The sequence below is a fragment of the Micromonospora sp. NPDC002411 genome (assembly GCF_053592955.1).
On record NZ_JBSFBM010000224.1, the window covers coordinates 1 to 11,333 of the forward strand.

At 73.5% G+C, this 11,333-nt stretch carries 13 protein-coding genes and 1 pseudogene; 6 read left to right on the top strand and 8 right to left on the bottom strand.

Annotated features, from left to right (window positions below; translation table 11 throughout):
• The 5 genes from sepX to ACWCO3_RS23740 all read right to left on the bottom strand — a co-directional run.
• Positions 1-757 (bottom strand): divisome protein SepX/GlpR (sepX, locus tag ACWCO3_RS23720; RefSeq protein WP_450012094.1); only part of this gene is annotated, 757 nt, incomplete at its 3' end.
• 177 nt (positions 758-934) lie between these two features.
• On the bottom strand, positions 935-1,585 hold the full coding sequence (locus ACWCO3_RS23725) for a GNAT family N-acetyltransferase (protein ID WP_358161957.1): 651 nt from the start codon (positions 1,583-1,585) through the stop codon (positions 935-937).
• 109 nt (positions 1,586-1,694) lie between these two features.
• A complete protein-coding gene (locus ACWCO3_RS23730) occupies positions 1,695-3,008 on the bottom strand; it encodes a molybdopterin molybdotransferase MoeA (protein ID WP_145786202.1) in 1,314 nt (437 codons plus the stop codon).
• Complete coding sequence (locus tag ACWCO3_RS23735; protein WP_357930938.1) at positions 3,005-3,967, bottom strand: UTP--glucose-1-phosphate uridylyltransferase; 963 nt, start codon at positions 3,965-3,967, stop codon at positions 3,005-3,007. Before ACWCO3_RS23735 ends, ACWCO3_RS23730 begins: the two co-directional genes overlap by 4 nt.
• Positions 3,968-3,976: 9 nt before the next feature.
• Positions 3,977-6,379, bottom strand: a complete 2,403-nt coding sequence (locus tag ACWCO3_RS23740) for a diguanylate cyclase (protein ID WP_450012097.1) — start codon at positions 6,377-6,379, stop codon at positions 3,977-3,979.
• A gap of 85 nt (positions 6,380-6,464) precedes the next feature.
• Here ACWCO3_RS23740 and ACWCO3_RS23745 point away from each other — a divergent pair, with 85 nt between their 5' ends.
• Positions 6,465-7,142 (top strand): 5-formyltetrahydrofolate cyclo-ligase, encoded by a 678-nt coding sequence (locus ACWCO3_RS23745; RefSeq protein WP_450012099.1) that lies wholly within the window; start codon positions 6,465-6,467, stop codon positions 7,140-7,142.
• Positions 7,139-7,345: pseudogene (locus ACWCO3_RS23750) on the top strand (FmdB family zinc ribbon protein); the annotation flags it as partial. The gene ACWCO3_RS23745 and the pseudogene ACWCO3_RS23750, both read left to right, overlap by 4 nt.
• Positions 7,346-7,359: 14 nt before the next feature.
• On the opposite strand, the gene ACWCO3_RS23755 reads toward ACWCO3_RS23750, so the two are convergent.
• The gene (locus ACWCO3_RS23755) at positions 7,360-7,572 is read right to left on the bottom strand and encodes a hypothetical protein (protein ID WP_358162584.1); all 213 of its coding nucleotides are present in this window, start codon (positions 7,570-7,572) and stop codon (positions 7,360-7,362) included.
• A gap of 353 nt (positions 7,573-7,925) precedes the next feature.
• On the opposite strand from ACWCO3_RS23755, the gene ACWCO3_RS23760 reads away from it, so the two are divergent.
• Positions 7,926-8,519, top strand: coding sequence for a flagellar biosynthesis protein FlgA (locus ACWCO3_RS23760; RefSeq protein ID WP_358161961.1), 594 nt, complete (start codon positions 7,926-7,928; stop codon positions 8,517-8,519).
• Positions 8,520-8,542: 23 nt separating this feature from the next.
• Here the strand turns inward: ACWCO3_RS23760 and ACWCO3_RS23765 are convergent, their stop codons facing one another.
• Entirely contained in the window at positions 8,543-8,725 is a 183-nt protein-coding gene (locus tag ACWCO3_RS23765) for a hypothetical protein (protein ID WP_145786198.1), read from the bottom strand.
• A 151-nt stretch (positions 8,726-8,876) separates the two neighbouring features.
• Between ACWCO3_RS23765 and ACWCO3_RS23770 the strand changes: the two genes are divergently transcribed.
• On the top strand, positions 8,877-9,203 hold the full coding sequence (locus ACWCO3_RS23770) for a hypothetical protein (protein ID WP_145786197.1): 327 nt from the start codon (positions 8,877-8,879) through the stop codon (positions 9,201-9,203).
• 17 nt (positions 9,204-9,220) lie between these two features.
• Here the strand turns inward: ACWCO3_RS23770 and ACWCO3_RS23775 are convergent, their stop codons facing one another.
• Positions 9,221-9,703 carry a DUF2231 domain-containing protein gene (locus ACWCO3_RS23775; RefSeq protein WP_354877206.1) on the bottom strand — a complete coding sequence of 161 codons (483 nt, stop codon included), beginning with the start codon at positions 9,701-9,703 and terminating at the stop codon, positions 9,221-9,223.
• 203 nt (positions 9,704-9,906) lie between these two features.
• Between ACWCO3_RS23775 and ACWCO3_RS23780 the strand changes: the two genes are divergently transcribed.
• Positions 9,907-10,335, top strand: a complete 429-nt coding sequence (locus ACWCO3_RS23780) for a Fur family transcriptional regulator (protein ID WP_145786196.1) — start codon at positions 9,907-9,909, stop codon at positions 10,333-10,335.
• Positions 10,336-10,394: 59 nt separating this feature from the next.
• The gene (locus ACWCO3_RS23785; RefSeq protein WP_355022800.1) at positions 10,395-11,258 is read left to right on the top strand and encodes an oxygenase MpaB family protein; all 864 of its coding nucleotides are present in this window, start codon (positions 10,395-10,397) and stop codon (positions 11,256-11,258) included.
• Positions 11,259-11,333 lie beyond the last annotated feature (75 nt).

Genomic DNA, 11,333 nt, shown 5'->3' on the forward strand with positions numbered 1-11,333 from the left:
GGTCGACCTGCGTGTGGCAGTCCGGGATCTCGACGTTCAGCGTGATCTCGGTCTGGGTGCCGCCGATCCAGCTGCTGTCCAGGCCCATCGCCGCGCGGCGTACCCCCTCGCGTTGGGCGGCGAGGCGGCGCTGCGCCTCACGGCGGGCCGCTGCCCGGCGGGCCTGCTCCCGGCGCACCTCGGCCTGCCGGTCGGCGAGCCAGGCGGCTTCCCGGGCCCGGGCGCGGCGACGGCGACGGCCGGCCAGGGCCCGGCGGCGGAGGTGGACGACGTACACGGCCAGGAGCAGGAAGGTGACCCCGAAGCTGACCCAGAAGCCGGGGCTGACGAACACCACGCCTATCAGCTCGACGACGTTGAGGAGCAGCAGGGCGGCGAGCACCCGACGCCGCCGGTACACGGCGGGGGTGTGTTGTCGTTGAGGCGGCGGGCGACGGCGCGACTTCTTCGGCGCTGGCGGCACGGCGCGTAGCCGCCCGGAGCGGCGGGCGACAGGCGGCGCGGAGACCGGCGGAGCCAACGTTCCCGTAGCCACGTCTTCACTGAGGGTGACCACCAGTGAGCGCGGGGGGTGGACGGGTCGCCGTCCCGGCACAGTGCGGCGCCGCCGGCGGCGCTGGAGCACCCGCGCCGTCGACTGCGCCCGCTCCGCCACCAACCGCTCGGTGGCGTCGTACCGGCGAACCAGCGCCGGGGCCAGGGCGAGCAGGCCGGCGGCGGCGAGGACGGCGAGGAGCACCGAGGTCGGCACCCTCACCCCTCCCGTCACCGAATTCGAAGCAACCGCTCTCCGACCGCAGGATCTTCCACAGATCCCGCCTGGGTACGTGGATCGTCCGGTCGGGGAGCGCTTGCCGCAGCTTGCAGTTACTTGAGGTTACGGCGCGTCGACCGGGTTGCCACCGCGCCGCGCCGATCCCGTCCGTGGGACGGCTCACCGCGCGTTAGCGCGTACCCGCTGCCAGCGGGCCAGCAGGCCACCCTCGGCGGCGATCTCCTCGCTCGTCATCGCGTATCCGATGTGGTCCCGCCAAGCGCCGTCGATGTGCATGTAGCGCACGTGGTACGACTCCTCACGGAAGCCCAGCTTTTCCACCACCCGCCGCGACGGCCGGTTCTCCGGCCGGATGTTGACCTCCACTCGGTGCAGCCCGCCCGGGCCGAACGCGTGGTCCACGGCGAGCGCGAGCGCCGTCGGGATCACCCCTCGCCCGGCGACCCGAGCGTCCACCCAGTAGCCGACGTAGCCGGAGCAGAGAGCGCGCCGAACGATGCTGCCCACGTTGATGTGACCGACCAACCGGTCCCGGTCGGCCTCGCGCAGACACACAGCGAACGGCATGCCCTCGCCCTCGCGGGCCGAACGCCGCTGGTCACGGTGCACCCAACGGAACGCGGCCGGCGAGTTCATGTCGTCCCAGGCGCCGGGCAACGACGACTCCCAGGGTGCCAGCCAGGCCCGGTTGGCCCGCCGGATCTCCGACCACGCCGCGGCGTCGGTGCGCCGGTACGGCCGCAGCAGCACCGGGCCGTCCGCCAACTCCACCGGCCAGCCCGGTGCCCGCGGGGGTCCGAAGAGACTCACACGCACAGTCTCCCGCGTGGGACCGTGTCGCGCGCAAGTGGACCCACCGCGACGACCCGACGGCCGCGCGACTCCCGAGTGGATCGCCCGCGGCTCGACCGGGAGACCGTCACCGACGACGGTCCAGCAGCAGGACGTCCACTGTGGATCCGGCGGCGGCCGTGGTGACCCGCTCGCCGAGCACCAGCAGCCCGTTCGCCTCGGCCAGCCCGGAGAGGGTGAACGGCCCACCGCGCAGCGGCTGGACCGTGTAACCGCCGCCACGGCGTTCGGCGACGTGCGCCGGCCGGAACTCACGCAGCCCCGCCGGCGACGACACGGTCTCCAGCAGGTGCGCCCGCACGCTGGGTCGGAACACCGGCTCGGCGCCGGCGAGCAGTTGGATGGCGGGGCGGGCCAACACCTCGAAGCCGATCAACGCGGCGCCGGGGTCGCCGGGCAGGCAGACCACCGGCACCTCCTCGGCGCCGACCGTGCCGAACCCGAGCGCCGTGCCGGGATAGAGCGCCACGTCGGTGAACGTGACCGGTCCGGCCCGGCCACCCTCGCGGCGGGACAGGATCCGGCGCACCATGTCGCCGGGGCCGGTGCCGGTGCCCCCGGTGGTGATGATCAGGTCGGCGCGCAGGGTCTGGTCCTCCAGCAGCCCGCGCAGCCCCTCCGGGTCGTCGTCGCAGATCCCCACCCGGTACGCCAGGGCGCCCACCTCGGCCGCGGCGGCGGTCAACGCGTGCGAGTTCGCGTCCACCACCTGCCCCGGCTGACTCCCCCGGCCCACATCGACGAGTTCGTCACCGGTGGCCACGATGACCACCCGAGGGCTGGGCCGGACGACCACGTGCCCAATGCCGGTGGCCGCGAAGACCGCGACCAGTGCCGGGGAGACGTACGTGCCGGCGCGGGCGAGCAGGGTGCCGGCGGGCAGTTCCTCACCGGCGCGGCGCACCCCGTACCCCCGCTTGGGGGTGCGGAAGATCTCCACCGCGGCCATGCCCTGGTCGGTCCACTCCACCGGGACGACCACGTCCGCGGCGACCGGCAGCGGCGCCCCGGCGGCCACCGAGAAGCACGAACCCGGGGTGAGCCGGACCGGCCGCCAGCTCGCGGCGCCCAGATCGCCCACCACGTTGAGCCGGATCGTCCGCCCACCGGGCATGCCGGAGGGGGCCGGGACGTAGCTCGGGCCCCGGCCCCCTCCGGAGATGTCCTCCCAGCGGGCGGCGTAACCGTCCACGGCCGCCTGGTCGAAGGCCGGGAAGGCGTGCGGCGCGACGACGTCCTCGGCGAGGACGTTGCCGTGCGCCTGGGTGAGGTCGAGGTCGAGTGGCGGCAGCGCGCGTAACCTGCGCAGCACGCTGCCCAGGTAGTCGGCGAGCGGCGTCAACTCGTTCGCGGCCGCCTCGGCGTCGGCCGTCGCGGTCATGTACCAGATCCGCCTGCCGCGTCGGCCTTGACGAAGTCGGCCAGCCAGGATCGGAACTCGCCACCCAGGTCGTCGCGCTCGGCGGCGATCTGCACCACCGTCTGGAGGTAGCCCAGCGGCATGCCGGTGTCGTAGCGGGTGCCCCGGTAGACGATCGCGTGCACCGGGACGCCCTCGGTGCGCAGCAACTCCATCGCGTCGGTCAGCTGGATCTCGCCGCCGCTGCCCGGCTTGGTCCGCCGGATCGCGTCGAAGATCTTGCCGGGGAGCACGTAGCGGCCGAGCACCGCGAGGTTGCTCGGTGCGTCCTCCGGTTGCGGCTTCTCCACCATCCCGGTCACCTTGACGACCTCGCCGATGTCGGTCAGCTCGGATTCGGCGGGTTCGACGGAGGCGATCCCGTACCGCTTGGTCTCGGCCGGGTCGACCTCGAAGAAGGCGAGCACCACACCACCGGTGCGGGCTTGCAGCTCCAGCATCGCCGGCAGCAGAGGCTCCGACGGCTTGACGAACTCGTCGCCGAGCAGCACCGCGAAGGGCTGGTCGCCGACGTGCGACTCGGCGTACCCGACGGCGTGGCCGAGCCCGAGCTGCTCGGGCTGCCGCACGGTGTAGATCTCGGCCAGCTCGCTGGGCCCCCGCACGGCGGCCAGCCGCTCGGAGTCGCCCTTCTCCTCCAGCCTGGTCTCCAGGTCGGGGCGACGGTCGAAGTGGTCCACCATCGACGTCTTACCCCGACCGGTGATCAGCAACACGTCGCCGATGCCGGCCTGGGTGGCCTCCTCGACGATGTACTGCAGAACCGGCCGGTCCACCACCGGCAGCAGCTCCTTGGGCACCGCCTTCGTGGCCGGCAGGAACCGGGTGGCCAGTCCGGCGGCCGGGATGACGGCCTTGACCGCCAGGGGACGGCCGGTTGCGGCGGCCGTCGATGAGGGGTTCGCTGAGTGCTCCGACATGCCGCGAGACTATCGGCCACGGCTCTGCCGCGGCGGGTGTGGCCCAGAAGACGCGCCGCCACCCGACCCCGGCCGCGCGGCGTCCGGGCCGGCTCCCGCGCTGTCCGGTGGGTCGCCGTCCGCGTCCGGCCGGGCGTGCGTCGGGCCGGCCGGCGACGATTCGGGTACGCACACCGCCGACTCCGACCGGGCGGAGCCGCCCGGCTCCCGGCTGACCTGCACGTGCTGGCCGGCGCGCGGCAGCCCGTCGGACGGGGTCACCGCCCCGGCGAGCACCGGTAGCTCCCGGGTCGCCACGTCCGGGCGTACCTCGGCCACCCGGTACGTGTCGCGGCCGGCCGCCTTCGCGGCGTAGAGCGCGTCGTCGGCGGCCTCCAGCACCTCGCGTCCGGTGCTGCCGTTGTCCGGATAGACGGCGATGCCCACCGACACGGTCACCAGGACCGGTCCGGCGTCCGCCTCGACGGCGATCGGGGTCTCGCGCACCACGGCGCCGAGTCGCTCGGCCACGATCGCCGCGCCCCGCGCGTCGGTCTCCGGCAGCAGCAGTACGAACTCCTCGCCGCCCTGCCGGAAGGCCAGGTCGACCTCGCGGATCTCGCCGCGTACCCGCCTGGCGAACTCGGCCAGCACGGTGTCCCCGGCCGCGTGCCCGTACGTGTCGTTGACGTCCTTGAACCGGTCGAGGTCGAGCGCGAGGATGCTCAGCATCCGCCCGAACCGGCTGGCCCGTTCCACCTCCCGGCGGATCGACTCGCGCAGGTAGCGGTAGTTCCACAACCCGGTGAGCGGGTCGGTGAGCGAGAGCCGCTGCGCCTCCTCGTGCACCCGGACGTTGTCCACGGCCACCGCCGCGTGACCGGCGAAGGTGCGCAGGGTGACCAGGTCGTCGTCGTCGAACTCGTCGGCGCCCAGCCGGTCGTAGAGGGCAAGCACCCCGAGTGCCGCCGCCGCTGCGTTGGCGTCGTCGGTCGGCGTCGAGGACGCGGAGGGGGCCGCCGCGGCGCCGCCCGGGGCGGCGAACGGGACTGCGACATAGGTACGGCAGCGCGGCTCACCCGACGGTGCCTCAGCCGGCTCGACCCTTCCCCGCTGTGGTTCCCCGGTGGCGGCGACAGCCCCGACCACGCCGACACCCACCGGCACCCGAAGCGTCGACGGCCCGTCCGGGTCATCCTCGGGCCACCGTCCGTCCAACCCCTCGGTGCACTGTGCGACGAGCACCCCGCCCGCCTCCACCAGCAACACGGCGCCGGCGCGCGCGCCGGTGGCCCCGATGGCGCTGTGCAGGATCACCCGCAGGATGCGTTGCAGGTCGTGCGTGCTGGCCAGCGTGTCACCGAGCACACCGAGGTGCCCGCGGAGCTGGTCCCGGTTGCTGGTCAACGCCGCGACGTAGGAGCCGGTCTCCCGGGTCATCCGGTTGAAGGCGGCGGCCAGCCGGCCCAGCTCGTCGCGGCTGCGGACCGGCACCCGGGCGGTCAGGTCGCCCTGGGCCACCCGGTCGACCGCGCCGGCCAGCTCGACGAGCGGTCGGGTGGTGACCCGGGCCAACCGCCAGGCGCTCAGTACGGCGAGGAGCGCGGCCAGGACGACCACACCCACGAGCGTGGCGTGCAGCCCGGGCGGCCGCTCGCTGGGAACGGAGAGCACCAGGGGCAGTGGCTGCGCGTCGGACGGCCCGATCCTCCGCACGTACCGGCCGTCGGTGGTTTCGGTGACCCGCTCGCCGTCGACGGTGCTGGCCGCGGCCAGCACCGCGTCGCGTACCTCGCGGGACTCGGTCGTGTGGGTGACCCGCGCGGCGCTCGCGCCGCTGTCGAGCAGGGTGACCGCCACCCCGGTCACCGCCGCCAGCCGGGCCACGAAGGCCGGATCGACCAGGTGCGCGGCGGTCACCGTGCCCAGCAAGGTTCCGGAGCGGTCGCGGAGGTCGACCTGGGCGGCCAGCGCACGGAACGGGCTGACCGAGCCGTTGGTCTCGCCGTTGGGCGGACCGTTCGTTCCGCCGTTGGCCGGGCCCGTGGTTTCGCCGCCGGTCGGGCCGTTGATGTCGCCGTTGGTCGGGCCGGAGCAGTCCCGCCAGGGGGCCGTCGGAGCGCCGGGCGACACGTAGCTGACCTTGCCGGTCACGTCGGTGATCAATACAGCGGCAGCCAGGCCACGGCCGACCAGTTGGGCTGCCGCGACGGCCGGGTCGGCGGTGAGGGCCACCGCGTCGGCGGTGGCCCGCAGCTGCTGGCAGAGCGCGTCGACCGAGGTACGCACGGCGGACGCCGCCACCGCCAGCCGCTCGGTGGAGCGGCTGCGGTCCACGGCTGCGACCGTCGAGGCGACGAAGAGCGCGCCGAGCAGGACCGGCCCGAGCACCACCACGAGGAAGGCTGCCGTCAACCGCCCGCGTAGCGTCACTCGGTCCCCCCGGAAGTTCCGCCTCCGTTGCTTGCGATGCTGACACAGAGCAACCGTGGGAGAGGCGTTGCGTCAGGAGTGTTGCGTGCCGGAATTTTCTGATGAAGCGGAAGTGACGCGTGCGGCGAAGCGGGACGCCCGCGTGGAACTACTCGCCCGCCGTCGCTCGCTGACCGAACCCACCCGGTCCGCCGCCGCCGGGCGCGTGCAGGCTGAGCTGGTCACACTGGTACGCAGACTGCGCCCGCGCAGGATGACGGCGTACGTGCCGATCGGCTCCGAACCGGGCGGCGCCGACCTGCCGGAGGTGCTGCGGGCGGCGTTGCCAGCCGACGCCGAGCTGCTGCTGCCGGTGCTCCTCGCCGACCTCGATCTGGACTGGGCGGCGTATACCGGGCCGGCGGACGTGATCGCCGCCGGTCGGGGTATCCGTGAGCCGACCGGTGTCCGCCTCGGGGTGGACGCCGTGGCGGACGCGGAGCTGGTGGTCGTACCGGCCCTCGCGGTCGACCACCACGGTCGGCGGCTCGGGCGGGGCGGCGGCTCCTACGACAGAGCCCTCGCCCGGGTGCCCGAGGCGACGCTGACAGTGGTACCTCTGCACGACGGCGAGCTGGTCGACGCGCTTCCGGCGGAGCCGCACGACCGGCTCGTCCGCGCGGTCGTCACTCCCGCCGACGGGGTGCGTACGCTTGACGGCGGCCCGGGTGCGGCGCACGGTGTCGCGCCCCACACGTCCGCTGGACGAACCCGGGGCGAATGACGCACCATTGGCACTCGAATACGTCGAGTGCCAACTGGCTGAGCCCAGATCCGGAGGAGAACGTGCCCACGTACCAGTACGCCTGCACCACGTGCGGTCACCAGCTCGAGGCGGTGCAGTCCTTCTCTGACGAGCCGCTGACCGAGTGCCCGGCGTGTCAGGGGCGGCTGCGCAAGGTCTTCAACTCGGTCGGAATCGTCTTCAAGGGCTCGGGCTTCTACCGCACCGACTCGCGGGCGTCCGGCTCCGAGACGACGGCCGGCGGCACGGCCAGCAAGCCGGCGAAGTCCGAGTCGTCGTCCGGCGACAAGTCCGGGTCGTCCTCGTCCTCGTCGTCCGGTTCCTCGTCCGGGTCGTCCTCGTCCTCGGGGTCGTCGGCGGGCGGATCGTCCTCCGGCGGATCGTCCTCGGGGGGGTCCAGCGGCGGCAAGGCCCCGGCGGCCAGCTCCGCCTCCTGAGGCCCGGCGGCCCCGAGAGAAGATCGATACCCGGCGGGCCGTCGGCCACCCGGCCTGATCCCGACGGACTCCTCGCCCACCCGGCTTGATCGACTCGGGTTCACGGAAGGCGGCCCGTCCTGGTCACCCTGACAGCCCGACTTCCGTGACTTCGAGTCGATCACGGCTGCGGCCGTAGCACATCTGGCCGACCGGCGGGCGTTGTCCACAGGCCGGCCGGTTATCCACAGGTGCCCGCCGACGGCCGGCGGACCACGGTGGGAACGACCTAGCCTGCCGCCGAGGGTGTCGCTGCGACGTCCTCGGACGGGAGGCGACAGAGGCGATGGGCGACCCAGACTCCGTGCGGGCGCTGCGTCCTCTGCGCCGGCTCATGATGCCCGGCGGGCGCACCCTGCTCCGGGCCGTTCTGGTCGCCGCGCTGCTCGGCCTTGCCGCCGCCGTCCTGCACGCCCCGCCCAGTTGCCCGCCGAGTGCCTCGTCCTCCCCTGATTCGGCACGGACAGACGGCTCCGCCGGCCAGGTCGACGGAGGCGGCTCACCCGGTCCCGACGCACGCGACACCGGCGGGCCACCGTCAGCCGGCCCCACCGGAGGAGGCGGCACAGCCACCGGCGACGGCTCGGTCAGACCGCTGCCGCTGCCCAGCGGCGCTGTCGGGGTGCCGATCCGGCTGGCCGAGCCGGCCGCTCTCGCGGTGGCTCGTCCCGGCACCCGGGTCGATCTGCTCGCCGCGACGCCCGACCGGGCGGGCGCTGAACCTGCGCTGCTCGCACAGGCAGCTCTGGTACTGGACGTCCTGGGTGCCGACGCGACCGACGGGTCCACCGCGCTCTACCTGGCCCTTCGCCCGGACCAGGCCCAACGCGCCGTCGGGCTCCCCGAGGGCACCCGGTTCGCCGTCGTCGTCCGCAGCTGAGCAGCCGCTGCCTCGCGGGGGGGTCAGTCCCAGTGTGGGGGGCGTTCGGCGAGCAGCCAGTCGTCGTTGCCGCCGGACCGCTCACCCCAACCACGGTCGGTGTCGTCGGAGGTCTGCTCGGGCAGCACCACGAAGTCTTCGCTCAGGTCGACGGTCCGGTCATCGTCGCCGCGTACGCCCTGCTCGCCGGGGTCCTCGGTGCTCACGACCGGCAAGACTAGCGCAACAGGGCACCTCCACCGCGCCGACGCGGGTCGGTTCCGTGACCACGTCGGCACGGTCGCGGGAGACTCCTCCGACGGTGCCGCGCCGGCAAGAGGCGACCGAGCCGCGCCCGCGTTGGTAGCGTCGGACGGCGTGACGACCCCCAGCGGTGGCAGCACCCCGGACGACTACTGGCGACGGCCCGACGCCGACGCGGCGGCGAACGAGCCTCCCACCGCGCCCACAGCCACACCCGCGAGCGGGTACGCCGGCCCACCGCCGAGCGTGCCGCCACCAACGGGCTGGCGTCCACCCGTACACCTGCAACCGGCGCCACCTCGGCGGCTGCCGCCGCAGGACATGGCCGGCCTGGATGCGGCGGAGCAGCGCTCGCAGCGGGTCACCTACGGCTTCGGCGCGGCGGCGGGAGTGGTGCTGGTGTTCCTGGTCTGTCTGCTCTGCTCGCGGATCATCTTCTGACTTCCGGGCAGCGCAGGTCAGAGGGTGGTGCCCCAGACCGCCTCTGCGCCGGTGTGGCCGGTCAGGTAGACGTAGACCAGTGCGGCGATGGACAGCGCCACTGTCGCCACCGCCAGCACCGGGGTCACCAGCCCCGGCAGTTGCGGCACCCGGGGGTGCCCACTGGTCGCCACCAGCAGCAGGATGGCCACGATCCCGAGCGGTACCACGATGCGGAACAGGATGTCGCCGTAGCGGGAATGCTCGAAGATCTGGTCGAGGATCTGCCCCTGGAAGCCCCGGGCCACCAGCGCGTCGGTGAACACCTCACCCGACTTGACGGCCACGAACGCGGTCACCGGTGCGACCACGGCGAGGAGACCCACGGCCCAGTCCAGACGGTGTCGCCACCGGGGCAGACCCACGTACGCGATGGCCAGCACCGCCAAGAGCGGTACGAACACGACGACCGCGTGGACCACCAGGACGTGTACCGGTAGGCCCAGGATCTCCTCGAACATCGAACCCTCCAGGTGGATCACGGTCAGGGGGTGGTCAGCGTACGGTCCGCCGGTCGTCCCCCGGCTCTCGACCGGACACACGCGTAACTCAACGATCGGGTTCACCGTCTCGGGCGCGGTCCCGATCTTCCCGGGGCTGTGTCGGTGGCCACCCGGACCCGGCGACGGTTGTCGATGCTGGTCGCGCGTGCTGTCATTGGCCAATGTCCGGTGCCGAGGAGCTGCTGCGATCGAAGGGTCTGCGTGTCACGCGGCCCCGCCTCGCGGTGCTCGACGTGCTCGGCGGTGGCGGCCACCTGGAGGTCGACGAGATCGCCCGGCGGGTCCGTGAACGCCTCGACTCGGTCTCCACGCAGGCGGTCTACGACGTGCTGGGCGCGCTGTCCCGGGCCGGACTGTCCCGCCGGATCGAACCGGCCGGTGGTCCCGCCCGCTACGAGGCACGGGTCGGCGACAACCACCACCACGTGGTCTGCCGGGGCTGCGGCGAGATCGCCGACATCGACTGTGCGGTCGGCAGTGCGCCGTGCCTGGAGCCGAACGTGACGCACGGCTTCGAGGTGGACGAGGCGGAGGTGACCTTCTGGGGTCTCTGCCCGGACTGCCGGGCTCGCCGCTCCGCCGACGTCTGATCCGGCGGCAGCGACTGACGTGTCCGGCGAGGTCGGGCAGACCGTGGCACTCTTGGGCGGTGGACTCCGATGACCTCGGCCTCTTCGGTCCGGGTTCGGTCACGTGGAAGGTGCACGAGGAGCCGATCCTGATCGTCGCCGGCCTGCGCTCGCTCTACCTCCAGGCGTTGCATCCCCGCGCGATGGCCGGGGTCGCGCAGAACAGCAACTACCGCACCGACGCCTGGGGCCGTCTGGTCCGCACCGCCACCTACGTGGCGACCACCGTCTACGGGACCACCGCCGAGGCGGAGGCGGCCGGTGCGCGGCTGCGCCGACTGCACGACCGACTGCGGGCCACCGACCCGGTGACCGGGGAGTCGTTCCGGATCGACGAACCGGACCTGCTGCGCTGGGTGCACGTCACCGAGGTCGAGTCGTTCCTCAGCACGGCCCGGCGGGCCGGGCTGCCGCTGACCGACGACGAGGTGGACGGCTACTACACGGAGCAACGCCGGTCCGCCGCTCTGGTCGGCCTGGACCCGGCCACCGTGCCCGGCACCGCGAACGAGGTCGCGGAGTACTACCGAGCCGTACGGCCGGAGCTGCGGATGACCCGTGAGGCTGCCGAGACGGCGGTCTTCCTGACCGCTCCGCCGTTGCCGTGGAAGCTCAGCCTGCCGGCCCGGTTGGGCCTCACCCTCGGCCCGCCGCGCTGGGCGTACCTGGGGATCGCCGGCACCGCGTTCGGACTGCTCCCGGCGTGGGCGCGCCGGATGTACGGCGGGCTCGGTCTGCCCACCACGTCACTGTCGGCGGATCTGACGGTGCGGGCCCTGCGCCTCGGGTTCGCCGCCGTGCCCCGTCGCTACCTCGAGGGGCCGTTGATACAGGCCGCCAAGGAGCGGGCCGCGCGCCACGCCGCCACCTCGCTGGCCGGCTGACCCGACTGCCCGCGCCGGAGGTCAGCCGTCGGCGTGCCGGTCCACGGCTGCCCACGGTTCCTTGCCCGGCACCTG